This window comes from Streptomyces sp. NPDC021225, assembly GCF_044332865.1.
Taxonomy (GTDB): domain Bacteria; phylum Actinomycetota; class Actinomycetes; order Streptomycetales; family Streptomycetaceae; genus Streptomyces.
In genome coordinates this window covers 268,904-294,953 of record NZ_JBIRPV010000007.1, presented here as the reverse complement: position 1 = coordinate 294,953, position 26,050 = coordinate 268,904, and the positions used below count along the sequence as shown (strand labels likewise).

Below are 26,050 nucleotides of genomic sequence, written 5' to 3'. Positions count from 1 at the left end.
GGAAACGGACAAAGAGACGAGTCGTGGGGGAGCTGTGACCGTGCCTGTGCCCAACGGAGACGAGACCGCCGAGACCGGCGGCGGCACCGAGCCCGCCGTGCCCGCAGCCGAGGGGTCGGCGGGGGCTGCCGGAGCCGAGGCCCTGCGCCCACATGCCGAGGACGCCTTCGCCGAGGAGCTCAAGGCGCTCGCCGCGGCCGACGACCGCCCGCGGCCCGCCCGCTGGCGGCTGTCGCCGTGGGCCGTCGCGACGTACCTGCTCGGCGGCACCCTGCCGGACGGCACCGTGATCACACCCAAGTACGTGGGCCCGCGCCGCATCGTCGAGGTCGCGGTCACGACCCTGGCCACGGACCGCGCGCTGCTCCTGCTGGGGGTGCCGGGCACGGCCAAGACGTGGGTCTCCGAGCATCTGGCGGCGGCGGTCAGCGGCGATTCGACGCTGCTCGTCCAGGGCACCGCGGGCACGCCCGAGGAAGCCATCCGCTACGGCTGGAACTACGCCCGGCTCCTCGCCCACGGCCCCAGCCGCGAGGCGCTGGTGCCGAGCCCGGTGATGCGGGCGATGGCCGAGGGCATGACCGCGCGCGTGGAGGAGCTGACCCGTATCCCGGCCGACGTCCAGGACACGCTGATCACCGTCCTGTCGGAGAAGACCCTGCCGATCCCCGAGCTGGGGGAAGAGGTCCAGGCGGTCCGCGGCTTCAACCTGATCGCCACGGCCAACGACCGGGACCGTGGGGTCAACGAGCTGTCCAGCGCCCTGCGCCGCCGGTTCAACACGGTCGTGCTGCCGCTGCCCGCGACCGCAGAAGAAGAGGTCGACATCGTGTCCCGCCGCGTGGCCCAGATCGGCCGCTCGCTGGATCTGCCCGCGGTCCCCGAGGGCGTGGCCGAGATCCGCCGGGTGGTCACGGTCTTCCGCGAGCTGCGGGGAGGGGCCACGGAGGACGGGCGTACCAAGCTCAAGTCGCCGTCGGGCACGCTGTCGACGGCCGAGGCGATCTCCGTGGTCACCGGCGGGCTCGCCCTGGCCGCCCACTTCGGGGACGGCGTCCTGAGGGCGGGCGATGTGGCCGCGGGGATTCTGGGCGCGGTGGTCCGTGACCCGGCGGCGGACCGCGTCATCTGGCAGGAGTATCTGGAGACGGTGGCCCGCGAGCGCGACGGCTGGAAGGACTTCTACCGCGCGTGCCGCGAGGTGGGCGCGTGAGCGGCGCCGCCCCGGGCCGCGCGGCGGGGCCCGACGGGGCAGGGCCGCCCTGGCCGCTGCTCCTGGGGGTGCGCCACCACGGCCCGGGCTCCGCGCGGGCGGTGCGCGCGGCGCTCGACGCGTGCGAGCCGGGCGCCGTGCTCATCGAGGGCCCGCCGGAGGCGGACGCGCTCGTCGAGTTCGCCGGGCAGGAGGGCATGCGGCCCCCTGTGGCCCTGCTCGCCCACGCGGTGAGCGATCCGGGACAGGCGGCGTTCTGGCCGCTGGCCGGGTTCTCGCCGGAGTGGGTGGCCATCCGGTGGGCGCTGTCCCGCGGCGTCCCCGTGCGGTTCATCGACCTCCCGGCGGCGAACTCGCTGGCCATGGCGGGCCGTACGGAGGGGGATCCCGCGGAGGGTCCGCTGGAGGAAGCGGCGGAGGATCCGGCGGGGCGGGTGCGGGTGGACCCGATGGGGGTGCTCGCGGAGACCGCCGGATACGACGATCCGGAGCGCTGGTGGGAGGACGTCGTCGAGCACCGCGGCACCGGCGCCGAGGGGGGCGGCGCGGCCGGCTGGGCGGACGCGGTCGGGCCGTTCGCCGCGCTCGGCGAGGCGATGGCCGTCCTCCGCGCCGAGTACGGCCACGGCGGACATGAGCACGACGCGGTGCGCGAGGCGCACATGCGGCTGCGGCTGCGCGAGGCGCGGCGGGAGTTCGGGGACCGGGTCGCCGTCGTGTGCGGGGCCTGGCACGTCCCGGCGCTGGCCGGGAGGGCGACCGTGACCGCCGACCGCGGGCTGCTCAAGGGGCTGCCGAAGGTCAAGGCGGAGCTCAGCTGGGTGCCGTGGACGCACCGCCGGCTGGCCCGGCACAGCGGCTACGGGGCGGGGATCGCCTCCCCCGGCTGGTACAGCCATCTCTTCCACGCGGCGGACCGCCCGCTGGAGCGCTGGCTGACCAAGGTCGCCGGGCTGCTGCGCGCCGAGGACTTCGCCGTCTCGTCCGCGCATGTCATCGAGGCGGTGCGGCTCGCCGAGACCCTCGCCGCCGTGCGCGGACGCCCGCTGGCCGGGCTCGCCGAGACCACGGACGCGGTGCGGGCGGTGATGTGCGAGGGCTCCGATGTGCCGCTCGCGCTGGTCCACGACCGGCTGGTCGTGGGGGACGTCCTGGGCGAGGTGCCCGAGGCGGCGCCCGCCGCTCCGCTCCAGCGGGACCTGGCGCGCACCCAGCGTTCGCTGCGGCTCAAGCCGGAGGCGCTGGAGCGCGATCTGGAGCTGGACCTGCGCAAGGAGACGGACGCCGCGCGCAGCCGTCTGCTGCACCGGCTGCGGCTGCTCGGCGTCGACTGGGGGACCCCGGCCGCCTCGCGCGGCAGCACCGGCACATTCCGGGAGACCTGGCGGCTGCGCTGGGAGCCGGAGTTGTCGGTGCGGGTAGCCGAGGCCGGGGTGTGGGGCACCACCGTGCTGTCGGCCGCCACGACGCGGGCGGAGGCCAAGGCCGTGGACGCCACCGCCCTCGGCGAGGTCACGGACCTGGCCGAGCGCTGTCTGCTCGCCGCGCTCCCCGACGCGCTCCCGGTCGTGATGCGCGCGCTCGCCGACCGGGCCGCGCTCGACGCGGACGTCGGGCAGCTCGCCCAGGCCCTGCCCGCGCTCGTCCGTTCGGTGCGCTACGGGGATGTGCGCGGCACGGACACCGCCGCCCTGGCCGAGGTCGCCGTGGGGCTGGCCGAGCGCGTCCTGATCGGGCTGCCGCCCGCCTGCTTCGGCCTCGACGCGGACGGGGCCGCCGAGATGCGCGGCCATCTCGAAGCCGTGCACCGGGCCGTCGGCCTGCTGTCCGAGATCCGGGCGGACGGCGCGGAGAGCCCGGACGGAGGAGGCGGCAAGGACGGAGGAAGCGGCAAGGACGGCGGGCTGCGGGGCCGCTGGCTCGCCGTGCTGCGCGCGCTCGCCGAGCGTGACGGCGTGTCAGGGCTGATCCGCGGCCGGGCCGCGCGCCTGCTCCTGGACGACGGCAGGCTGGCCGAGGGCGAGGCGGCCCGGCTGATGGCCCTGGTGCTGTCGCCCGGCACCGCGCCGGCCGAAGCGGCCTCCTGGATCGAAGGGTTCGTGGGCGGCGGCGCGGGCGGCGGAATGCTCCTGGTCCACGACGAGCGGCTGCTCGGCCTGCTGGACAGCTGGCTCACGGGCGTCCCGGCGGAGGCGTTCACGGACGTACTGCCGCTGCTGCGGCGCACGTTCGCGGCGTACGACGCGGGGGTGCGCCGCACCCTGGGCGAGCTGGTCCGCCGCGGGCCCGCGGCGGACCAAGGACCGCGCCCGGTGGGCGACCCGCCCGCGCCCGGCTTCGGCCCCGGCCTGGACGAGGACCGCGCGGCGGCCGTCCTGCCGACGGTCCGCCTCCTCCTGGGCCTCGACGCCCAGCACGACAACGAGGGCAACCACGAGAACCAGTACGGGACGGAGGTGGCCGGATGACCGGGCAGGCGACCGGGGCCGCGGCGGACGAGCGGCTGCGCCGCTGGCGGCTGGTGCTCGGCGGGCAGGGCGGCGACGGCACCGGATGCTCCCTGAGCGGGCGGGACGCCGCGATGGACCGCACGCTCGAAGCGCTCTACGGCGAGGGTGGCGGGTCGGGCCCCGGCGGCGGAGCCGCCACGGCCCGCGGCGGCTCCGCCGGGGGCGGCCCGCGCTCGGCCGGGCTCGGCGGCTCCGCGCCCCAAGTGGCCCGCTGGCTCGGCGACATCCGCAGATACTTCCCGACGTCCGTGGTCCAGGTCATGCAGCGCGACGCCATCGACCGGCTCGGCCTGTCCGCCCTGCTCCTCGAGCCCGAGATGCTGGAGGCAGTGGAGGCGGACGTGCACCTCGTCGGGACCCTGCTCTCGCTCAACAAGGCCATGCCGGAGACGACCAGGACCACCGCCCGCGCCGTCGTCCGCAAGGTCGTGGAGGACCTGGAGAAGCGGCTGGCCACCCGCACCCGCGCCACCCTCACCGGCGCCCTCGACCGCTCCGCCCGGACCAGCCGCCCGCGCCACCGCGACATCGACTGGGACCGCACCATCCGTGCCAACCTGAAGAACTACCTGCCCGAGCACCGGACGGTCGTCCCCGAGCGGCTCATCGGATACGGGCGGGCGGCGCGCGGGGTCAAGAAGGACGTGATCCTGTGCATCGACCAGTCGGGGTCGATGGCCGCGTCCGTGGTCTACGCCTCCGTCTTCGGCGCCGTGCTGGCCTCGATGCGCTCCCTCGCCACCCGGCTGGTCGTCTTCGACACCGCCGTCGTGGACCTGACGGAGGAGCTGGACGACCCGGTGGACGTGCTCTTCGGCACCCAGCTCGGCGGCGGCACGGACATCAACCGGGCCCTCGCGTACTGCCAGTCGCAGATCACCCGCCCCGCCGACACCGTCGTCGTGCTGATCAGCGATCTGTACGAGGGCGGCATACGCAACGAGATGCTGGGCCGGGTCGCGGCGATGAAGGCGTCCGGCGTGCAGTTCGTCGCGCTGCTCGCGCTGTCCGACGAGGGCGCGCCCGCCTACGACCGCGAGCACGCCGCGGCGCTCGCCGCGCTCGGCGCGCCCGCCTTCGCCTGTAGTCCGGATCTGTTCCCCGATGTCATGGCAGCGGCGATCGAAAAGCGTCAACTGCCCATACCGGACAAGGAGCTGTAACCGTGGCCGGGGGGTTGCGCGGCCCCCCGTCCGTCGTGCAAGGATCAACCCATCGCCCCGGAAGTGAATCTGACCTTCCGATTGGTGATTCCAACCCTGCTTCGCCCTGTTCCGTATGCCCGTACGTCTGGGAAGGCCCCTGTCTTGTCTGCTGTGTCCGCCATGCCTGCCGCTGTGCGCCTGCCGCGCACCGCGGCCGCGCGGCGGGCGCTGCTGGCGGCGCTGTTCCTCGGGGCTTTCCTGGCACTCGCGTTCCTCTTCGGAGGCAGCGCGCACGCCGCCGAGCGTACGGACACGGGCGGGACGGTCGACACACAGGCGGCCTCCGGGCTGCTCGACCCGGGCCGCGCCGACGACACCGTGGCGCGGCATACCGGCAATGCGGCCGCGGCCGCGGGTGACACCGGGGCCGCGGGCGACGCAGCCCAGGTCACCGACGACGCCGTGCGGGATGCCGTACGGCCGGTCGAGCGGCAGACCCGGGAGCTCACCGAGCCGGTCACCGACCTGCTGGACGAGACGGGCAGCTCTCTGCCCGTCCACCTCCCCTCCGACGCGCTCGGGGGGGTCGGCGGCGACACCGGTAAGAGCGGCTCCGTGCCTGCTCATCGCCTGTTCGACGGCCGAAACGCCAAGGGCGACACGGCTCCCGTGCGCTCGGCCGAGCACACCGCTTCCCGCATCGGGCCCATGGCCCCGCGGGCGGCGGCCGTGACCGCGCCGCGCACCGTCGCCGACGACGGCCGGGCCCCGGTCGTCCGGGCGGCGCACGGCCCGGCCCAGGGCGGCGGCGTTCCGGCGCCGCTTCACCTCCCCCTCCCCGGTTCCCCGGTGGGAACCGTCTCCCAGTGCACCGGCGACAGCGGCGCCCCCCGTCACGGGGATATCCACGCCGCCCTCGTGCCCGGCGGCCCGGCGAGCCATTCGCTGCGGCCCGGCGCCATCCGCGCCGAGAGCTCCGCGCCCACGCGCGAGCGGTTCAACGAAGTCCTCGAATTCCCCGGATAGGGCAGACCTTCACCCCCGTCTGCTTGAGACCTGCCGCGCGGGGGCGGGTCAGGTCTGCCCGTCCGAACATCCCCCTGAATTCGAAGGACTTCCCCCTCATGCGTAACAACATCCGCCGTTCCATCCTCGTCGCCGCTGCCGCCACCGGTATCTGGGCCCTCGGCACCGCCGCCGCCAACGCGGCCGAGCTGCCCGACGTCCCGTCCACCGACAACGTCACCAGCACCGTCGGCGGCGCCGCCAAGACCGCCGGGGACACGCTGCCGACGGACGGCGTGAAGGACGTGACCAACGGCGTGGCCGACACCTCCAAGGTCACCGACGCCGCCGGCGAGACCGTGGACGGCGCCAAGGCCACCGTGGACGGCGCGGCCTCGAAGGTCACCGGCGCCGCGAAGGGCGCGCTGCCGGGCGTCGGCGATGTGACCGGCCTGACCGACGGCCTCACCGAGGGCGCCACCGGCAAGGCCGACCCGGCGAAGGCGGTCAAGGACGCCAAGAAGACGGTCAAGAAGGCGCAGAAGGCCGCCAAGAAGGCCGCTGACCTGGACCTGCCCACCGGCGAGGTGCCCGGCGTGGTGCCGCAGCTCCCCGGCCTCGGCTCGCTGCCGTCCGTGCCCGTCCTCCCCTCCGTCCCGGGCGAGCTGCCCGCCCTCCCCTCGGTCCCGGGCGAGCTGCCGGCCGTCCCGGCCACCCCTGAGCTGCCCGCCGCCCCCGGCTCGGCCGACAACCTGCTCGCCGCCCTCTCCGGCGCGGGCGTCCGTCCGGAGGAGCTGACCGGCAAGGCCCAGCGCACCCTGGGCGACGCCCAGTCGACCGTGGGCGGCGTGGCCCCGGGCGAGCTGCCGCCCGCCGGGCACGACGTCGTGGGCCAGGTGACCCCCGTCGTGCAGCAGGCCGCCGGTGACGCCGGTGTGCTGGGCGACGACGTGTACCTCCAGGTCGCTCCGTTCGCCGAGAACCTGGCCAACGGTGCCGAGGGCGACGCGACGGGCCTGGCCGGCGACAGCGTGCTGCTGGTGCAGGGCCTCACCATGACGGTGACCACCGACGGGCAGATCCTCGTCGGCAACGCGGTCGCGGGTGCGGAGTTCCTGGTTCCGGTGCTCCCCGGTGACCTGACGAACGCCGCCAACATCCCGGCGCTCCCGGCCCTGCCGGCCGTCCCCGCCACCCCGGCCGACCTGCCGTCCGTGCCGGACGCGACCCTGCCGACCGTCCCGGCCGAGCTCCCGACGGTTCCGGCCGACCTTCCGGCGGTTCCGGCTGACCTGCCCGCCGTTCCGGCTGAGCTCCCGACGGTCCCGGCTGACCTGCCCGCCGTTCCGGCTGACCTGCCGACCGTTCCGGCTGACCTGCCCACCGTTCCGGCTGACCTGCCCACCGTTCCGGCTGACCTGCCCACCGTTCCCGCCGACCTCCCGGCCGCGGAGCTGCCCTCCGTTCCGGCCGAGCTGCCCACCATCCCGGCCGAGCTGCCCACCGTGGACGGCGTCGACGGCCTCGGCGGCCTGAACGTCTGAGGATGACACCACCTGCCGTACGCCGTACGGCATCTGCTTGACCGATCGGGCGGCCCTCGTTGGGGAGGGGGCCGCCCGTTCGTTTGCCCTCTGAGCAGCCCCGCTGTACGAAGATAGGTGGGTATGGTCGCGATCTGTGACCGTAATCACCGCGCCAGTGTGATCTGCGATTTAGGGACGCAGGTGCTGCGGGGATAACCTGCGAGACGGACATGCCGCGTACCCGGCGCACGTGTGCCGCCCTCGTCAAAGATCGCGTCCTCACGCTGCCACCGCGGCACGCCCGCGCAGACAACGAACCGCGATATCCATGGAAAAGGGACGGACGCGCGTGGACCTGTTCGAATACCAGGCGAGGGACCTCTTCGCCAAGCACGGTGTACCGGTGCTGGCCGGTGAAGTCATCGACACGCCTGAGGCGGCGCGCGAGGTGACAGAGCGACTGGGCGGCCGCGCGGTCGTCAAGGCGCAGGTCAAGGTTGGTGGCCGCGGCAAGGCCGGTGGCGTCAAGCTGGCCTCCGACGCGGATGACGCGGTCACCAAGGCCTCCCAGATCCTGGGCATGGACATCAAGGGCCACACGGTCCACAAGGTGATGCTCGCCCAGACCGCGGACATCAAGGAGGAGTACTACGTCTCCTTCCTCCTGGACCGGACCAACCGCACCTTCCTCGCCATGGCCTCCGTCGAGGGCGGCGTGGAGATCGAGGTGGTCGCGGAGCAGAACCCCGAGGCGCTCGCCAAGATCCCGGTCGACGCCATCGAGGGCGTGACCAAGGAGAAGGCCGCCGAGATCGTCGCCGCGGCGAAGTTCCCGGCCGACATCGCCGACCAGGTCGCCGAGGTCCTCCAGACCCTGTGGAAGGTCTTCATCGAGGAGGACGCCCTCCTCGTCGAGGTCAACCCGCTGGTCAAGACCGGCGAGGGCAAGATCATCGCGCTGGACGGCAAGGTCTCCCTGGACGAGAACGCCGCCTTCCGTCAGCCGGAGCACGAGGCGCTCGAGGACAAGGCCGCGGCCAACCCCCTCGAGGCTGCTGCCAAGGCCAAGGGCCTCAACTACGTCAAGCTCGAGGGCGAGGTTGGGATCATCGGCAACGGCGCGGGTCTGGTCATGTCGACCCTCGACGTCGTCGCGTACGCCGGTGAGAACCACGGTGGCGTCAAGCCCGCCAACTTCCTCGACATCGGTGGCGGCGCCTCCGCCGAGGTGATGGCCAACGGCCTGGAGATCATCCTCGGCGACCCGGACGTCAAGTCGGTGTTCGTCAACGTCTTCGGCGGGATCACCGCCTGTGACGCCGTGGCCAACGGCATCGTCCAGGCCCTGGAGCTGCTGAAGAGCAAGGGCGAAGAGGTCACCAAGCCGCTCGTCGTGCGCCTCGACGGCAACAACGCGGAGCTGGGTCGCAAGATCCTGACCGACGCGAACCACCCGCTCGTGCAGCAGGTGGACACCATGGACGGAGCGGCCGAGCGCGCCGCCGAGCTCGCGGCTGCGAAGTAAGGGAACAGGTCACCAACACCATGGCTATCTTCCTCACCAAGGAAAGCAAGGTCATCGTCCAGGGGATGACCGGGTCCGAGGGTCAGAAGCACACCCGTCGGATGCTCGCCTCGGGCACCAACATCGTCGGTGGTGTGAACCCGCGCAAGGCCGGTACGAAGGTCGACTTCGACGGCACCGAGGTACCGGTCTTCGGCACCGTCAAGGAGGCCATCGAGGCCACCGGCGCGGACGTCACCGTCATCTTCGTCCCGGAGAAGTTCACCAAGGACGCGGTCATCGAGGCGATCGACGCCGAGATTCCGCTCGCCGTCGTGATCACCGAGGGCATCGCGGTCCACGACACCGCCAACTTCTGGGCCTACGCCGGCCAGAAGGGCAACAAGACCCGCATCATCGGCCCGAACTGCCCGGGTCTGATCACGCCGGGTCAGTCGAACGCGGGCATCATCCCGGCCAACATCACCAAGCCGGGCCGGATCGGTCTCGTGTCGAAGTCCGGCACGCTGACCTACCAGATGATGTACGAGCTGAGCGACATCGGCTTCTCGTCCTGCGTCGGCATCGGCGGTGACCCGATCATCGGCACCACCCACATCGACGCCCTGGCCGCCTTCGAGGCCGACCCCGACACCGACCTGATCGTGATGATCGGCGAGATCGGCGGCGACGCGGAGGAGCGGGCAGCGGACTTCATCAAGGCCAATGTCACCAAGCCGGTCGTCGGCTATGTGGCGGGCTTCACCGCGCCCGAGGGCAAGACCATGGGCCACGCCGGTGCGATCGTGTCCGGTTCCTCCGGCACCGCGCAGGCGAAGAAGGAGGCCCTGGAGGCCGCGGGCGTGAAGGTCGGCAAGACCCCGTCCGAGACCGCTCGCCTGGCCCGCGCCGCGCTGGCCGGCTGACGCCGCCCGCCGGAGCGCACGGCTCACGGGCGCGGGCCCGCATCACCCACTCGGTGGTGCGGGCCCGCGCCCTTTTCCGTCTCCGCCGCCTCTATCGCGAAAAGGGCATAAGCGCAATCTTTGCGACACGGCGACTAATCGCCTGATGTGCGGATGAAACGGCTGTTATTGGCAGCATGGGCGCGTGACCCAATTGACCGAACGCAGCCCGTCGTTGTCCCCCCATGGCTGGCCGCGGCGCCGCGCCGTGCTCCGGCGCCCGTCCTCCGCGGTCAGGGAGGCGTTCCTCGGCGGCGTCGTGGCCGCGGGGCTCGGTCTTGGCGCGCTCGCCGTCGTCGTACTTCTGCTGTGGATCACCTCCTCGGACCCCGACAGCAGCCCGGACGGGGCCCTGCACATCGCCGCCGACCTGTGGCTTCTCGCGCACGGCGGGGACCTCGTACGGAGCGGGGCGGCGTCCGGGGGCACCGCGCCCGTCGGGCTCACCCCGCTGCTGTTCAGCGCCCTGCCGTGCTGGCTGCTCTACCGGGCCGGGCGGCATGCGATCGAGACGGGCGTGCCGGACGAGGAGGCGGAGCCCGAGGCGGCGGGCGGCGGCGAGGGGCGGTGGCTGCCCGACGGGGCCCCGCTCCACCCGCGTACCGCCTTCGGATGGGTGACGGGCGGCTATCTGCTGGTCGGGGTGGCGATCGTGGTGTACGCCTCGACGGGGCCGCTGCACGTCGAACCGCTCAGCGCCCTGCTGCATCTGCCGCTGGTCGCCGCGGGCGCCGTGGCGGTGGGGGTGTGGGCGGCGGACGGACGGTTCCCCGTCCCGCTGCTGCCCGCCCGTGCGCGCCAGGCGTGTCGTCGGTGGCGTGGCCGGCTGGGTGAATGGGCGCGTGCCCGGTTGCTCGCCCGGCTGCCGCGCGCCGTACGGCTCGTCGCGGCCTTCCACCGGCTGAGGCGGCTGGTGCGCCTGGTGTGTCTGGTGCCCTTCGTACGGCTGCGGTCGACCGGCGCGCGGCGGGGCGCCGCCCCCGGGTCCGCCGCGTTCCGGCCGCCGTTCCACCGCACCCCCGCGTTCCGCGGCGGGACGCTCCGGGCCGCCGGGGGCGCCCTCGCCGTGCTGCTCGGCACCGGCGCGCTGCTCACGGCGGTGTCGCTGATGAGCCACGCGGGCGAGGTGCAGTTGGCGTTTCTGGAGCTCAGCGACGAGTGGTCCGGCCGTTTCGCGTTGTTGCTGATCACCCTGGCGCTGCTGCCGAACGCGATCGTCTGGGGCGCCGCGTACGCACTCGGCCCGGGGTTCATGGTCGGCGCCGCCGCCGTCGGCCCGCTCGGCGCGCCGGACTACCCCGACCTGCCCCGCTTCCCCCTGCTGGCCGCCTTGCCCGCGGAGGGCGGGGGCACCCTGCTGGGTTGGGTGACGGGGTGCGCGGCGGGGGCGTCGGTGGCGTGGTTCGTCGCGATCGCGGCGGTACGGCGGGCGGACGGTGGCGAAGGCGGCGAGGGGCGGCGGGCGCCGCGCCCGGCCGTGGCGGTGTGGGGGTGGGGGCAGACCGCCCTGATGGCCGCCGGCGCGTCGCTCGGCTGCGCGGCCGCGATGGCGGTGCTGGCCGCCGCGTCCGGCGGGGCCCTGGGCACCCACGGGCTCGCCGAGCTGGGGCCGAGCGGCTGGCGTACGGGAGCGGCAACGCTGGTCTGGACGGCGGTGCCGGGGATCCCCGGAGCGGTGCTCCTGCGGTGGCTGCGGCTGTTCGTGCCCGCGCTGCTGGCCTGGTGCGCCCGCAAGGCGGAGGCCCGGGCGTGGGCGGCCTCGGCGACGCGCGCGCAGGAGGGTCGCGACGAGGGCCTGGCGGCGGCCGGGGACGCGTCGGCGCCGTGGTGGCGGCAGTTGCTCCCGCGTGCCGCGGCCCCCGCGCCTGAGGCTGACCCGGCGGCCAAGCCACCCGCTGACCTGGGCCATTAGGCCTGTCCGGCGGGTCTCGACGCCTGCGGCGGGCCTCTTCCCCACCCCGCCCCTTCCCGATTCCTGGGGCTCCGCCCCAGACCACCCCGGTCCTCAAGCGCCGGACGGGCTGGCTGTGCTTTGCCCTCAAGCGCCGGGCGGGCTTGGTCCAGCCCGTCGGGGGCACCTCCCAGCGGTAGCTGGGGGAGCTTGAGGACACGCCCGCAGGGCGTTCGGGGGTCCGGGGGCTTGCCCCCTCACGCGGCGGAGCCGCATATCGATGCTGCGGGAAGGGGCGGGGCGGGGAACAAAGCCCGCCGCAGGCGGCCGATGCGGCCGCGCTCGCCCGCTCAGTCCTCCGTGCTGAGCAGCGGCCGGAGCTGCTTCGGCAGCAGGTCCTCGCAGGCGTGCCGGGACGTTTGGGTGAGGGAGTCGTCCACACACGAGTAGTAGTCGCTGTAGACGATCTGGACGGTGAAGGTCGCCGCGACGATGGCCAGCGCCAGACCGCCCGTGACCAGCCCGCTGATCGCCGCCGTGGCCTGCGGCTTCGAGGGGCCGGTGCCCGGCGCCGGGAGGTGGGCCGGGGTGGCGCCGGGGGCGGGCGGCGGTGCGTTCAGCGGGGCGGCCGAGGGGGGCGTCGCCGGCGCGGGCCGGCGCGGCTTGGCGCGCAGGGAGCTGATGCCCCAGTAGAGGGCCAGCGCGCCGAGCAGCAGCGCGATCTGCGGCAGGCTGAACAGCGCGAAGAAGAAGCCCCACATGCCCGCGAGCAGGGCGTAGCGGGCGCGCCGCTGGGCGGGGTCGGTCGGGTCCCAGCGCGGGCCGCCCGAGCCGCCCTGGCCGCCGTTACCGGACGGCCGCCCGGGGCCCGAGCCGAAGCCGCCGTTCTGGCGGCCGGGCTGGCGGCTGCTCCACTGGCTGCCCCAGGCCGGGGGCTGCTGCGGCGCGCCGTCCTGGCCACCCGCCGCGCCGTCCTGGCCACCCGGTGCGCCGTCCTGGCCACCCGGTGCGCCGGGGGCGCTGGGCCACGGAGGCGCGCCGGCCCCGCCAGGCCCGCCGGCCCCACCGCTGTCGTTGCCGTTGTTGCTGCCGTTGTTGCTGCCGCCCTCACCGCCGCCCGTCGCGGCGTCGGGCCGGGCCCTGGGCTGCCAGGGCTGGTCCGGCCGTCCCTCCGGCGGCGGCGCGAAGGGGTTGTGCTCCTCGCGCCCGGCGGGCGAGCCCTCGGGCGAGGCGGAGGAGGACGGGGACTGCTGCTCCCGGAGCAGCGGCGTCGTGCGCGACGTGCGGGCGTGCCTCATCGCGGCCCCCCTGTACGGGCAGGGGTCGGCGTGAGGCAGTGAGCCGCGCGGCGGCGTCGGTCCGGCATGTGGAGGTGTCTTCCCCTTGTGTCGTCGTGTTGCACGCAAGGCTTCCGTACGGCCTGCGCCGTACGGCTCCCCTGCGCGGGCGCGACGGTGGTTCCCACGGCGTCAGTCGGATTCGCAGTCCAGACGCTACCTCCCGCGCCCGCCCCCGTCCCCCGGGGGCCGTTTGATGTGCCGGTATCGTTGCTGACGGTCGGCGGCTTCGTAGAGTTCCCCGGAATTCAGGACTCCGTGACCTTGTACGACCACACAAACGCAGTCGCACCCCACAGAGAAGCACCCGCCCCAGCCTTCGCACCACCCCCCGCATCGCCCGCGAGAAAGATCCCCGCCGTGGCCTCCCCGCCTCCCCTCGCCGCCCGCCCCGAGCGCCCCGCCCGCCTCGTCGTCCTCGTCTCCGGTTCCGGTACGAACCTTCAGGCCCTGCTCGACGTGATCGCCGCCGAGGGAGCCGCCGGCTTCGGCGCGGAGGTCGTGGCCGTCGGCGCAGACCGCTCCGGCATCGCGGGCCTGGAGCGCGCCGAGCGCGCGGGGATCCCCACCTTCGTATGCCGGGTGAAGGACCACGCCACCCGCGCCGAGTGGGACCGCGCGCTGGCCGAGGCCACCGCCGCGTACGAGCCGGACCTCGTGGTCTCGGCGGGGTTCATGAAGATCCTGGGGCGGGAGTTCCTCACCCGCTTCGGCGGCCGGTGCGTCAACACCCACCCCGCGCTGCTGCCCAGCTTTCCCGGTGCCCACGGCGTGCGCGACGCGCTCGCGTACGGCGTGAAGGTGACCGGCTGCACCGTCCATCTCGTCGACGACGGCGTCGACACCGGCCCGATCATCGCCCAGGGCGTGGTCGAGGTCCGGGACGAGGACGACGAGTCCGCTCTGCATGAGCGGATCAAGGAAGTCGAGCGCTCGCTGCTCGTCGAGGTCGTGGGGCGTCTGGCCCGCAACGGCTACCGCATTGAGGGACGAAAGGTAATGATCCCGTGACCGCCGAAGGTACGAAGCGGCCCATCCGCCGCGCGCTGGTCAGCGTCTACGACAAGTCGGGGCTCGAGGAGCTGGCCCAGGGGCTGCACGCGGCCGGGGTCCAGCTCGTCTCGACCGGCTCGACTGCGGCGAAGATCGCCGCCGCGGGCGTCCCGGTCACCAAGGTGGAGGAGCTCACCGGCTTCCCCGAGTGTCTCGACGGCCGCGTCAAGACGCTGCACCCGCGCGTCCACGCGGGCATCCTCGCCGACCAGCGGCTCGACTCGCACCGCGAGCAGCTCGCCGAGCTGGGCGTCGAGCCCTTCGAGCTGGTCGTGGTCAACCTCTACCCGTTCCGGGAGACCGTCGCCTCGGGCGCCTCGCCCGACGAGTGCGTGGAGCAGATCGACATCGGCGGCCCCTCGATGGTCCGCGCCGCCGCCAAGAACCACCCGTCCGTGGCCGTGGTCGTCAACCCCGGGCGCTACGCGGATGTGCTGAAGGCCGCCGCCGAGGGCGGTTTCGACCTCGAGCAGCGCAAGCGGCTGGCGAGCGAGGCGTTCCAGCACACCGCTGCGTACGACGTGGCGGTCGCCAACTGGTTCGCGGAAGGCTACGCGGCCGACGAGGGCCCCTGGCCGGACTTCATCGGCGTCACCTACGAGCGCAAGCAGGTGCTGCGCTACGGCGAGAACCCGCACCAGCCCGCCGCGCTCTACACCAACGGCTCCGGCAAGGGTCTCGCGTACGCCGAGCAGCTGCACGGCAAGGAGATGTCCTTCAACAACTACACCGACACCGAGGCCGCGCGGCGTGCGGCGTACGACCACGACGCGCCCTGTGTCGCGATCATCAAGCACGCCAACCCCTGCGGCATCGCGGTCGGCGCGGACGTCGCCGAGGCCCACCGCAAGGCGCACGCCTGCGACCCGCTCTCGGCGTTCGGCGGCGTGATCGCCGTCAACCGCCCGGTGACGGTCGCCATGGCCGAGCAGGTCGCCGAGATCTTCACCGAGGTCATCGTCGCCCCCGCGTACGAGGACGGCGCCGTCGAGGTGCTGGCCCGCAAGAAGAACATCCGCGTGCTGCGCTGCCCCGACGCCCCGGCGGCGGGCGGCGAGTACAGGTCGGTCGAGGGCGGCGACCTGGTGCAGGCCAAGGACCGGCTCCAGGCCGAGGGCGACGACCCGGCCAACTGGACCCTGGCGACCGGCGACACGCTGGACGCCGACGGCCTGGCCGAGCTGGCCTTCGCCTGGCGCGCCTGCCGGGCCGTGAAGTCCAACGCGATCCTGCTCTCGAAGGACGGCGCGACGGTCGGCGTCGGCATGGGCCAGGTCAACCGCGTCGACTCGGCGCGGCTGGCCGTGCAGCGGGCGGGCGAGGAGCGGGCGAGCGGCTCGTACGCCGCCTCCGACGCCTTCTTCCCCTTCCCGGACGGCTTCGAGGTGCTGGCCGAGGCCGGGGTCAAGGCCGTGGTGCAGCCGGGCGGCTCGGTCCGCGACGAGCTGACCGTCGAGGCGGCCCAGAAGGCGGGCGTGACCATGTACTTCACGGGCACGCGCCACTTCTTCCACTGAGTGGTACCGACCGAGGGCCGCACCCCCGACGCGCGGGGTGCGGCCCTCGGGCCGTGGGCGACATACGTCACACGACGCACGACATACATGGCCCGGATCCCGCCGGACCCCGGGTGGGGCGGGCCCTGATTGGAACAGACGTCCCCGCATCCGGGAGGATGAAGCCATGACCGCGCAGATTCTCGATGGCAAGGCAACCGCAGCCGCGATCAAGTCCGACCTCGTCAGCCGCGTGGAGGCGCTCAAGGCCAAGGGCGTACATCCCGGCCTCGGGACCGTGCTGGTCGGCGAGGACCCGGGCAGCAAGTGGTACGTCGCGGGCAAGCACCGCGACTGCGCCGAGGTCGGCATCGCCTCCATCCGGCGCGACCTGCCCGAGACCGCCACCCAGGAGGAGATCGAGGCGGCCGTACGGGAGCTGAACGAGGACCCGGAGTGCACGGGCTACATCGTCCAGCTGCCGCTCCCCAAGGGCATCGACGCCAACCGCGTGCTGGAGCTGATCGACCCGGCCAAGGACGCGGACGGGCTGCACCCGACGAACCTCGGCCGGCTGGTGCTGAACGAGACCGGCCCCCTGCCGTGCACCCCGTACGGCATCATCCAGCTGCTGCGCCACCACGGCGTGGAGATCAACGGCGCCCATGTGGTGGTCGTCGGCCGCGGCATCACCGTCGGCCGGTCGATCGGGCTGCTGCTCACCCGGCGCTCGGAGAACGCCACGGTCACGCTGTGCCACACCGGCACCCGCGACCTGTCCGGGCTGCTGCGGCAGGCCGACATCATCGTGGCGGCGGCCGGGGTGCGGCACCTGATCAAGGCGGAGGACGTCAAGCCGGGGGCGGCGGTGCTCGACGTCGGCGTCAGCCGGGACGAGCACGGCAAGATCGCCGGTGATGTGCACCCCGACGTGAGTGAGGTCGCGGGCTGGATCTCCCCGAACCCGGGCGGCGTCGGTCCGATGACCCGCGCTCAGCTGCTGGTCAACGTGGTGGAGGCCGCGGAGCGCGCCGCCAAGGCCACCGACGGCGACAGCGGTGCCGGGCATGCCGGCTGAGGCCGACGAGCCGACCGCGGACTCGACCGCCGAGCCGACGGCGGAGCGAACGGCCGAGCGGACGGCCGAGCGGACGGCCGAGTCGGCCGGACAGCGCCCCGCCATGAGGTCGCGACGCTTTCCGCTGATCACGCGGGACACCGCGCGCCCGGAGGGCGGCGGCCGCGCCGCGCCCGGCGGCGCTCCGGCGCCCGCCCGTCAGTGGCCGCTGCTGGCGGTGATGGGCGGCGTCGGCGTGGGGCTGCTGCTGGTGTCCCTGGACGCGTTCCGCGCGGGCACGGTCCTGGTGGGGCTGTCCCTGCTGGCGGGCGCGCTGCTGCGGTGGGCGCTGCCGGAGGTCGGGATGCTGGCGGTGCGCTCCCGGTTCACCGACATGCTGACGTACGGAGTGCTGGGCTCGGCGATCGTGCTGCTGTCGCTGATGGTCCAGCCCGACCCCTGGGTGGAGATCCCGTTCCTGGAGGACGTGGTGCATTTCACCGTCCGATAAACCCCGCCTCTCGAACGTTCGCCGCGACGGCCCGTCCTCTCCCCCGAAGAAGGACGGGCCGTCTGGCATAAGGGTTCTGTTAAAAGCCCTGCTGGATCAATGGACGTCGAGGGCCTGTGGCGCGGAAGTGACCATTCCGGTACGACGTCTCGGGTGTGCAACAGCTGTGTAGGGGCGCATGGGAGAGCGCATCGGAGTCCGGAATGCTCCGGTGCGCCCCTGCTGGGGGAACTGTCATTCTTGGGCAGGGCAGGGGAAGTTCACGGGTACATGCGGGGGGACAGGGGGAGGCAAATGCCTCGTTGGAGGGAGCTGCCGGAGGAGCTCGATCCGCAGGTTCGGGAGTTCGCCGGGCAACTGCGCCGGCTCGTCGAGCAGAGCGAGCTGAGCCTGGTCGCGGTCGCCGACCGCACCGGCTACAGCAAGACGTCATGGGAGCGCTATCTGAACGGCCGTCTGCTGCCGCCGCAGGGCGCGGTGGTGGCGCTGGCCGAGGCGACCGGCACGGACGTCGAGCATCTGAGCACCCTGTGGGAGCTGGCGGAGCGCGCGTGGAGCCGCTCCGAGCTGCGGCACGACGTCACGATGGAGTCGATCAGGGTCGCGCAGGCGCGGGCCGCGCTGGGAGAGCCGAGGGCCGCGACGCCCCGTGTCGAGCCTCCGCGCGCGGAGTTACCCCATACCGAGTTGCCGCGTACCGAACCACTCCGCGCAGACCCACTCCGCGCCGAGCCGCCCCGTACCGAGCCGGAGCCACCCCGCGGCGAGCCACCCCGCGCTGAGCCACCTCGTACCGAGCTACCTCGTACCGAGGCTCCCCGCGCCGAGGCTCCCCGTGCCGAGACGTCCCGTGCCGAGACCTCCCGCTCCGAGGCAGCGCTCAGGGCCGTCGCCGCCCGGTCCGTGGCGGACCCCCCGCTCGTCTCCGCCACGCCGACCGTGCTCCCCGCGCCGCCCGACCGGCCGGGACCGCCGCGTGCGGGCGCCCCCGACGGCGCCGGGCCGTCGTCACAGCCGCCGTCGCCGGACCGGCGGCGCCGCCGCGCCCCGCTGTTCGGCGCCGCGGCGGTCGGGGTGGCGCTGGTGACCGCGGGCGCGGTGCTCCTGGTCAACCCGGGGGGCCACGCGGACGAGCGGCTGAAGGACCCGACGCCCGGCCGGACCACGACCACCGGCCCCGGGCTGCCCAGCGGGGTGAAGTGCGCGGGCCAGGAGTGCACCGGCCGGGACCCCGAGGCGATGGGGTGCGGCGGCACGTACGCCAGGACGACCGCGAGCGTGACGGTGGGCAGCGCGTATGTCGAGGTGCGCTACAGCAAGGTGTGCGGCGCGGCATGGGCCCGGATCACCAAGGGCCGTCCCGGCGATCGCTTACAGGTGACCGCCGCCGTCCAGGGCGGCGTCCCGGCGCGCGCCGAGAACGGCAAGGTCAACGCGGACGGCGACGCCTACACCCCGATGATCGCGGTCGGCTCCTCCACCGGCGCCAGGGGCTGCGCCACGCTCACCACGGGACAGCGCGGCTGCACCGCGGCGGCCACCACGGGGCGCACCGGCGCACCGTAGCGCGCCCCTCGTTCGAGGGAGTCTCCGAGGAATATCGGCATCGGTGGGAATGCCCGCGCCGAATCAGGGCAGGCGCACGCCTACCCCCCACGGGTGCGGCATGGCGCCGGGGCGGCCGTCTGCTCACTCCCCCCTTGCCGGCAGGCGGCCGCCGAATGCCGAGCCGGGGCCCGCGCGGCCCCGGCCCGGCCTTGCCGGTCGGCGGTGAGCAGTTACACAGTGGCCCCCGGGGTTCCGCGCGCCCCCGTCGGATAGCCTGACGCGGGTATCTCGACACCAAGAGATCGACAGAAAACACAGCGCAGGAGACCGCCATGACCCGCACTCCCGTCAATGTCACCGTCACCGGCGCGGCCGGCCAGATCGGCTACGCGCTGCTCTTCCGCATCGCCTCCGGCCAGCTCCTCGGCGCGGATGTGCCGGTCAAGCTGAACCTCCTGGAGATTCCCCAGGGTCTGAAGGCCGCCGAGGGCACCGCGATGGAGCTCGACGACTGCGCCTTCCCGCTGCTTCAGGGCATCGACATCACCGACGACCCGAACGTGGCCTTCAACGGCGCGAACGTGGCGCTGCTGGTCGGCGCCCGCCCGCGGACGAAGGGCATGGAGCGCGGCGACCTGCTGGAGGCCAACGGCGGCATCTTCAAGCCGCAGGGCAAGGCCATCAACGACCACGCGGCGGACGACATCAAGGTCCTGGTCGTGGGCAACCCGGCGAACACCAACGCGCTCATCGCGCAGGCCGCCGCCCCGGACGTACCGGCCGAGCGCTTCACCGCGATGACCCGCCTGGACCACAACCGCGCCCTGTCGCAGCTCTCGAAGAAGACCGGCGTCCCGGTCTCGGAGATCTCCAAGCTCACGATCTGGGGCAACCACTCCGCCACCCAGTACCCGGACGTCTTCCACGCCGAGGTCGCGGGCAAGAACGCCGCGGAGGTCCTGAACGACGAGCAGTGGCTGGCCGACACGTTCATCCCGACCGTCGCCAAGCGCGGTGCCGCGATCATCGAGGCGCGCGGCGCCTCGTCGGCCGCCTCCGCCGCCAACGCCGCCATCGACCACGTGTACACCTGGGTCAACGGCACCCCGGCCGGGGACTGGACCTCCGCCGGTGTGGTCTCCGACGGCTCGTACGGCGTGGCGGAGGGGCTCATCTCGTCCTTCCCGGTCACCGCCAAGGACGGCAAGTTCGAGATCGTCCAGGGCCTGGACATCAACGACTTCTCGCGCGCCCGCATCGACGCGTCGGTGAAGGAGCTGGAGGAGGAGCGCGACGCCGTGCGCGGCCTCGGCCTGATCTGACGGCTGTACGGCCGTACGGGTTACGTAGCCGTATCCGCGTTCGTATCCGAAGGGCCACCTTCCGGTATTCACTCCGGAGGGTGGCCCTTTCGCCATTCTCTATGACTGTGGCTGGGATTCCCCTATTTTGGGAGGGGTTGCCGGTGAGGGTTGACGCCGGCCTCGGGGGCGGGGGAGCGCATGGCCGGCGATACGGGCACGGGATACGACGAGCGCGACGCCCGGCGAGGCCTGCGGGTGGCCGCCGTGGCGGTGGTGTTGTGCGGCGCGGTCGCGTTCGCCGGATGGGTGGCGTTCGGGAGCGATGGCAAGGCCGGACATCGGGCGGGGCTCTTTCCCGGGGTGAGCGACAGCCCGGCGCCCGGGCCGTCGGGCGGGGACGGAACACCGCCCTCCGACGCCTTCCCGGCCCCCGGACCGGAGTCGGGCACTCCGTCGGCCTCCCCGTCGGCCTCTCCCTCGGCGGGCCCGTCCGAGTCCCCGTCACAGACCCCTTCGGACACGCCCTCCGCGCCGCCGGGCGAGCCGCCCGAGGGCTTCCGTACGGAGGACGACGCGGCGGGCTTCACCCTCGCCGTCCCGGACGGATGGCGGCGCACCGTCGAGGGCCCCAGCGTCTTCTACACCTCGTCCGACCGGGCCACCAGGCTTCAGATCTTCGAGTTGCACGGCCCGGAGGGCACTCCGTACGAGTCCGCGCGGGAAGCCGAGCGGATCGCCTCGCGCCAGCGCGGCTATGAGCGGATCACCCTGGAGCGGGCGGGTCAGGGCGCGATGGACGCGGCGGAGTTGGAGTACACGTACGACAGCCAGGAGTACGGCGGCCTCCGGCGCATCCTCGACCACCGCTTCGCCGCGGCCGACGGCACGATGTACGCCGTGCTGGTCATCGGCCCGGCCGGCGGTCGCGCCGGGCAGGAGGAGATCCAGCGGACCGCCGTCGACTCCTTCCGCCAGAATTGACGCGGCCCTTCCGTGAGTCTCGTGATCGGGTGAGTCCGGCCACTTTTGAACGAGAATCACGCATGGGCCCGGTCCGTTCGGGGAGGGGCTCGGCGTCGTCGGTGAGGCCGGCGGCGCGAATCCCGCGGCATCGGAAGGCGGAGCGGACGTGTCGGCAGCCGAGACCATTCTTGTGGACGGGGTGTGGCGCGCCGCCGCATCCGGCGCGCAGCGGGAGGTCCTCGACCCCGCGGACGCCAAGACCCTCGCGGTCGTGTCCGAGGGCGGCTCCGATGACGCCGACGCGGCCGTCGCCGCCGCCCGCCGCGCCTTCGACACGGGCCCCTGGCCGCATACGCCGGTGGCCGAGCGGGCGGCGCTGCTGCTCCGCGCCGCCGATCTGCTCCAGCGCGACCGCGAGAAGATCGCGCTGTCCGAGAGCCGCGACACCGGCAAGACGCTCCAGGAGGGGCGGGTCGATGTCGACGACGTCACCAACGCCTTTCGCTACTTCGCCCGGTTGGCCGCCGCCGAGCCGGCCGGGCGCGTGGTCGACGCGGGCACCCACGATGTGCACAGCGTGGTCGTGCACGAGCCGGTGGGCGTCTGCGCGCTGCTCACCCCGTGGAACTATCCGCTGCTCCAGGCCGGCTGGAAGGTCGCCCCGGCGCTCGTCGCGGGCAACACGTTCGTCGTCAAGCCCAGCGAACTGACCCCGCTGTCGACGGTGCATCTGATGAAGCTCCTGGCCGAGGCCGGGCTGCCGGCGGGGGTCGGCAATCTGGTGACCGGCGCGGGCGACCCCGTCGGCGCCCGCCTGGCCGAGCACCCCGATGTGGATCTGGTGTCCTTCACCGGCGGTCTGGCCGGCGGTACGAAGGTGATGCGGGCGGCCGCGCCGGGCGTGAAGAAGGTCGTGCTCGAACTCGGCGGCAAGAACCCCAATGTCGTCTTCGCCGACGCCTGCGACACCGCCGAGGGCTTTGACACCGCCGTCGACCAGGCCCTCAACGCCGCCTTCATCCACAGCGGCCAGGTCTGCTCGGCCGGGGCCCGGCTGATCATCGAGGAGCCGGTGCGCGAGCGGTTCGTCGCCGAACTCGCCCGCCGGGCCCGGAAGATCCAGCTGGGTCGCGGCACCGAGCCGGGCGTCGAGTGCGGCCCGCTCGTATCGGCCGCGCAGTTGGACAAGGCCGAGGCGTATGTGGCCTCCGCACTGGAGGAGGGCGCGCTGCTGCGCTGCGGCGGCGAGCAGCCCGAGCCGTCCGAGTCCCGCCCCGCGACCGGGTACTTCTATCTGCCGACGATCCTCGACCAGTGCCACCGCGAGATGCGGGTGGTGCGGGAGGAGACCTTCGGCCCGATCCTGACCGTCGAGTCCTTCCGGACCGAGGACGAGGCCGTCGCGCTCGCCAACGATACGGAGTACGGGCTCGCGGGCGCCGTCTGGTCCCGGGACACCGCGCGGGCGCGCCGTGTCGCGGGGCGGCTGCGGCACGGCACGGTGTGGATCAACGACTACCACCCGTACCTCCCGCAGGCCGAGTGGGGCGGGTTCGGCAAGTCCGGCGTCGGGCGCGAGCTGGGGCCCTCGGGGCTGGCCGCATACCGCGAGACCAAGCACATCTACGAGAACCTGCGCCCGGCCCCCGTCCGCTGGTTCGCCGGCTGACCCGCGTACGCCCGCACGCCGACGTGAGTGTCGGCGCGCGGGCGTGCAGTGCGTTCAGGACGTCTTCCGGACCGCTGCCCGGCCCCTGGTCAGCCGATGATGCTGGTCAGCCAGGAGCGGTGGTAGTGGAGGTCGGTGTAGATGTCCGGGGTCGAACCGCAGACCTCGCCGATGCCACGGCTGTCCACGCCGACGATCTGCCAGCGGCCGTTGACCTTCCTCAGCAGCGGCGAGCCGGAGTCACCGTTGCACGGGCCGTAGGTGTCCTGCGGGTTGTCCGTGCACACATCGCCCTCGCGGATGCCCCACGCGTCGTCCCCCGCGGCGTCCACCCGGCACTCTTCCGCGGCCGGGTTGAGCACCGTGGTGTCGAGCTCCTGGAGCTTCACCGGGAGCTTGCTCACGTCGCCGACGTCGGCCGTCGAGGTGTAGCCCCAGCCGAGCTGGCGGACCGCGGTGCCCTCCTTGGTCGACGTGGGCGCCAGGGCGACCGGCTTGTTGGTCACCGCGGTGTCGAGCTGGAGGAGCGCGACGTCATAGCCCTCGGAGCGGTCGTCGAGCCACTTGTACCCGGGGTCGACCTCGATCTTCTTGATCTTCGCGACGGTGCCGCCGGTGGTCCGGTCGTTGGAGCCCACCCGGACGTGGAACAGCGCCGGGTCCATGACCGTGTACGGGTCCGAGCCGGTGCCCGGCTCGGTGACGCAGTGCGCCGCGGTCACCACCCAGTCCTTGCGGATCAGCGCTCCGGTGCAACGGTGACCGTCCGGATCCCCGTTCCTTTCCTTCTGCAAGGAAACGATGAATGAGTAGTTTTCGGTGGCGTCATGGCCGCCGATAATCCTGGGGGTCGGAGTCGAGGGATTTTCGTCGGCCTGCGCCGCCCCGGCGCCCGCCAGCGCGCCCACGGAAAGCGCCGCGGCCAGCACCGCACGGGTCGCCAACCGGCGTCCCCCACCCAGGCGTTCGGCCGCTCCGCGCTCCCCTATGAGATTTGTCATTCTGTTGTTGCTCCCCGATTTCTGTACCGCTTTTCCAGGTTTTCCCGGAATTCGAGTGCACGATAACTCCGCCCCGCAGACGTGTCCAGCGGCTTTAAATGTCGCTGGGTTCCGGAGGAATCCCGTTGGCGTTATTGGTCGGCTTTGCGGTGAGAAATCGGGAGAGCCGTATTTCCTTGTCGGGATTATGGCCTTACGCCGGGCGCGGTTCCGCGGCGATCGCCTCGACCGCGGCCGGCGACCGGCGGAACGGACCCGGGCCGAACGTGACGCGAGTCGCACCCGGCGCGCCGCATCCCGTCGGCCGCGCGAAGGTGCCGGTCATGCCCTGCCCGGCACCATGCGGGTGCTGACGCCAATGCGGTTCCAGGCGTTGATGGCGATGATCGCGGCGATGACCTGGGCGAGCTCGGCCTCCTCGAAGTGGGCCGCCGCCCGCTCGTACACCGCGTCCGGGACGAAGCCGTCGGTCAGCACGGTGACGGCCTCGGTCAGCGCGAGCGCCGCCCGCTCCTTCTCGGTGAAGAAGCCCGCCGCCTCCTCCCAGGCGCTGAGGAGGTGCAGGCGCTCCTCGGTCTCGCCCGCCTCGCGCGCGTCCCGGGTGTGCATGTTGACGCAGAACGCGCAGTGGTTGATCTGCGAGGCGCGGATCTTGATGAGGTCGACCAGGGCGGGGTCGAGGTCCTTGCGGGCCGCCGCGTCGAGGCCGACCATCGCCTTGTAGAACTCGGGGGCGAGCTTCGCCAGCCGCATGCGGGGGCCGTGCTCGTGGGTGCTCTGGGGTGTCTTGTCGGTGGTCGTCATGACTGCCACGCTAGGGCGCGAGTAGCCCAGCGGTATGGTCCATTTCCATGGAGGATTCATGGGCCATTTCCGGGCCGCCCCCGGCCGGGCCCGGCGCCGATCTGCATCTGGACCTGGGGCCCGACCTGCGGTCCGGCCTTCCGGGGCGCGGCACCACGGGGGTGCGCGCCGCGCTGATCCGCTCCCTGCGCGACGCCGTACGCGGCGGACGCCTCGCCCCCGGCACCCGGCTGCCCTCCTCCCGCTCGCTCGCCGCCGACCTCGGCATCGCCCGTAACACCGTCGCCGACGCCTACGGCGAGCTCGTCGCCGAAGGCTGGCTCACCGCCCGGCAGGGCTCGGGAACCCGCGTCGCCCAGCGCGTCGTACCGCCCGAGCCCGTGCCCCCGCGCACCCCGCCGGCCGCCGCGCCGCACCGCCAGCCCGCCTACGACCTGCGGCCCGGCTCGCCCGACGTCTCGTCCTTCCCCCGCGCGGCCTGGCTCTCCGCCGCCCGGCGGGCCCTGGCCGCGGCGCCGAGCGACGCCTTCGCGTACGGCGGGCCGCGCGGGCGGCCCGAGCTGCGCCGCGCGCTCGCCGACTATCTGGCGCGCGCCCGGGGGGTGCGGGCCGACCCGGAGCGGATCGTGGTCTGCGCGGGGTTCAAACAGGGGCTGGCCGTGCTCAGCAGGGTGCTCCGGGCCGCGGGCGAGCGGGACGTGGCCGTCGAGTCGTACGGGCTGGACTTCCACTGGGACGTCATGCGGCGCGCCGGGCTGCACACCGTGCAGCTGCCCGTCGACGACCGCGGCGCCCGCACCGACGAGCTGGCCGGGCTCGGCGGCGTACGGACCGTCATACTCACCCCGGCGCACCAGTTCCCGACCGGGGTGTCCCTGCACCCCGACCGCCGCGCCGCCGTGGTCGACTGGGCCTCCCGCACCGGCGGGCTGGTGGTGGAGGACGACTACGACGGGGAGTTCCGCTACGACCGCAACCCGGTCGGGGCGCTCCAGGGGCTCGACCCCGAGCGCGTGCTCTACCTGGGCACGTCGAGCAAGAGCCTGGCCCCGGCGCTGCGGCTGGCCTGGATGGTGGTGCCGGCTCATCTGATGGACGGCGTGCTGGCGGTCAAGGAGGCGGGGGAGTGGCCGACGGCCGCGCTGGACCAGCTGACGCTCGCCGAGTTCCTCGACTCCGGGGCGTACGACCGCCATGTGCGCGGCATGCGGCTGCGCTACCGGCGCCGCCGCGACCAGCTGGTCGCGGCGCTCGCCGAGCGCGCGCCGGGGGTGCGGGTCAGGGGGATCGCGGCGGGGCTGCACGCGGTGCTCGACATCCCGCCGGGGACCGAGCGCTCCGTGGTGCAGGGCGCGGCCTGGCAGGGCCTGGCGCTGGACGGACTGGCCCGCTTCCGGCACGAGCCGCCCGCCGCCCGGCCCGGCGGGGAACCGGCCGAACCGGCTGAACCGGCCGACGCGCTGGTGGTCGGCTACGGGACCCCGCCCGACCACGCGTTCGCGGGCGCGCTGGAGGCGCTGTGCCGGGCGCTCCCGGTGTGATGCCAGG

General features: G+C 73.5%; 20 protein-coding genes. 17 read left to right on the top strand and 3 right to left on the bottom strand.

Annotation, left to right across the window (positions count from 1 at the left end):
- Positions 1-97: 97 nt before the first annotated feature.
- The 8 genes from ACH4S9_RS30175 to ACH4S9_RS30140 all read left to right on the top strand — a co-directional run bounded on the left by ACH4S9_RS30175 (position 98) and on the right by ACH4S9_RS30140 (position 11,780).
- On the top strand, positions 98-1,213 hold the full coding sequence (locus tag ACH4S9_RS30175) for an AAA family ATPase (RefSeq protein WP_352130529.1): 1,116 nt from the start codon (positions 98-100) through the stop codon (positions 1,211-1,213).
- A complete protein-coding gene (locus ACH4S9_RS30170) occupies positions 1,210-3,681 on the top strand; it encodes a DUF5682 family protein (RefSeq protein WP_398374643.1) in 2,472 nt (823 codons plus the stop codon). Before ACH4S9_RS30175 ends, ACH4S9_RS30170 begins: the two co-directional genes overlap by 4 nt.
- Positions 3,678-4,886 (top strand): VWA domain-containing protein, encoded by a 1,209-nt coding sequence (locus tag ACH4S9_RS30165; RefSeq protein WP_385341037.1) that lies wholly within the window; start codon positions 3,678-3,680, stop codon positions 4,884-4,886. The genes ACH4S9_RS30170 and ACH4S9_RS30165 overlap by 4 nt, the downstream gene beginning before the upstream one ends.
- A gap of 162 nt (positions 4,887-5,048) precedes the next feature.
- A complete protein-coding gene (locus ACH4S9_RS30160) occupies positions 5,049-5,894 on the top strand; it encodes a hypothetical protein (protein ID WP_398374640.1) in 846 nt (281 codons plus the stop codon).
- A 98-nt stretch (positions 5,895-5,992) separates the two neighbouring features.
- On the top strand, positions 5,993-7,417 hold the full coding sequence (locus ACH4S9_RS30155; RefSeq protein ID WP_398374638.1) for a hypothetical protein: 1,425 nt from the start codon (positions 5,993-5,995) through the stop codon (positions 7,415-7,417).
- 331 nt (positions 7,418-7,748) lie between these two features.
- Positions 7,749-8,924 (top strand): ADP-forming succinate--CoA ligase subunit beta, encoded by a 1,176-nt coding sequence (gene sucC / locus ACH4S9_RS30150; protein WP_311724309.1) that lies wholly within the window; start codon positions 7,749-7,751, stop codon positions 8,922-8,924.
- A gap of 20 nt (positions 8,925-8,944) precedes the next feature.
- On the top strand, positions 8,945-9,829 hold the full coding sequence (sucD, locus tag ACH4S9_RS30145; RefSeq protein ID WP_014177349.1) for a succinate--CoA ligase subunit alpha: 885 nt from the start codon (positions 8,945-8,947) through the stop codon (positions 9,827-9,829).
- Positions 9,830-10,013: 184 nt separating this feature from the next.
- On the top strand, positions 10,014-11,780 hold the full coding sequence (locus ACH4S9_RS30140) for a DUF6350 family protein (RefSeq protein ID WP_398374636.1): 1,767 nt from the start codon (positions 10,014-10,016) through the stop codon (positions 11,778-11,780).
- A gap of 329 nt (positions 11,781-12,109) precedes the next feature.
- Here ACH4S9_RS30140 and ACH4S9_RS30135 read toward each other — a convergent pair whose 3' ends face one another.
- Positions 12,110-13,057 (bottom strand): hypothetical protein, encoded by a 948-nt coding sequence (locus ACH4S9_RS30135; RefSeq protein ID WP_398374634.1) that lies wholly within the window; start codon positions 13,055-13,057, stop codon positions 12,110-12,112.
- 399 nt (positions 13,058-13,456) lie between these two features.
- Here ACH4S9_RS30135 and purN point away from each other — a divergent pair, with 399 nt between their 5' ends.
- The 8 genes from purN to ACH4S9_RS30095 all read left to right on the top strand — a co-directional run bounded on the left by purN (position 13,457) and on the right by ACH4S9_RS30095 (position 22,697).
- On the top strand, positions 13,457-14,107 hold the full coding sequence (gene purN / locus ACH4S9_RS30130) for a phosphoribosylglycinamide formyltransferase (protein ID WP_311724305.1): 651 nt from the start codon (positions 13,457-13,459) through the stop codon (positions 14,105-14,107).
- Complete coding sequence (gene purH, locus ACH4S9_RS30125; RefSeq protein WP_398374631.1) at positions 14,104-15,666, top strand: bifunctional phosphoribosylaminoimidazolecarboxamide formyltransferase/IMP cyclohydrolase; 1,563 nt, start codon at positions 14,104-14,106, stop codon at positions 15,664-15,666. Before purN ends, purH begins: the two co-directional genes overlap by 4 nt.
- A gap of 166 nt (positions 15,667-15,832) precedes the next feature.
- Entirely contained in the window at positions 15,833-16,723 is an 891-nt protein-coding gene (locus tag ACH4S9_RS30120; RefSeq protein WP_385341023.1) for a bifunctional methylenetetrahydrofolate dehydrogenase/methenyltetrahydrofolate cyclohydrolase, read from the top strand.
- A gap of 103 nt (positions 16,724-16,826) precedes the next feature.
- Positions 16,827-17,213: a DUF3017 domain-containing protein gene (locus tag ACH4S9_RS30115; RefSeq protein ID WP_311724630.1), complete on the top strand. Its 387-nt coding sequence runs from the start codon at positions 16,827-16,829 to the stop codon at positions 17,211-17,213.
- A gap of 294 nt (positions 17,214-17,507) precedes the next feature.
- Positions 17,508-18,779, top strand: a complete 1,272-nt coding sequence (locus ACH4S9_RS30110) for a DUF2690 domain-containing protein (protein ID WP_398374629.1) — start codon at positions 17,508-17,510, stop codon at positions 18,777-18,779.
- A gap of 314 nt (positions 18,780-19,093) precedes the next feature.
- Positions 19,094-20,083 (top strand): malate dehydrogenase, encoded by a 990-nt coding sequence (locus ACH4S9_RS30105; protein WP_311724301.1) that lies wholly within the window; start codon positions 19,094-19,096, stop codon positions 20,081-20,083.
- 180 nt (positions 20,084-20,263) lie between these two features.
- Positions 20,264-21,046, top strand: a complete 783-nt coding sequence (locus ACH4S9_RS30100; protein WP_398374627.1) for a serine/arginine repetitive matrix protein 2 — start codon at positions 20,264-20,266, stop codon at positions 21,044-21,046.
- 148 nt (positions 21,047-21,194) lie between these two features.
- Entirely contained in the window at positions 21,195-22,697 is a 1,503-nt protein-coding gene (locus ACH4S9_RS30095; protein WP_398374625.1) for an aldehyde dehydrogenase family protein, read from the top strand.
- Between the two features lie 89 nt (positions 22,698-22,786).
- Here ACH4S9_RS30095 and ACH4S9_RS30090 read toward each other — a convergent pair whose 3' ends face one another.
- The gene (locus tag ACH4S9_RS30090) at positions 22,787-23,698 is read right to left on the bottom strand and encodes a serine protease (protein ID WP_311724296.1); all 912 of its coding nucleotides are present in this window, start codon (positions 23,696-23,698) and stop codon (positions 22,787-22,789) included.
- Between the two features lie 321 nt (positions 23,699-24,019).
- Positions 24,020-24,502 (bottom strand): carboxymuconolactone decarboxylase family protein, encoded by a 483-nt coding sequence (locus tag ACH4S9_RS30085; protein WP_311724295.1) that lies wholly within the window; start codon positions 24,500-24,502, stop codon positions 24,020-24,022.
- 47 nt (positions 24,503-24,549) lie between these two features.
- On the opposite strand from ACH4S9_RS30085, the gene ACH4S9_RS30080 reads away from it, so the two are divergent.
- On the top strand, positions 24,550-26,043 hold the full coding sequence (locus ACH4S9_RS30080) for a PLP-dependent aminotransferase family protein (RefSeq protein ID WP_398374622.1): 1,494 nt from the start codon (positions 24,550-24,552) through the stop codon (positions 26,041-26,043).
- Positions 26,044-26,050 lie beyond the last annotated feature (7 nt).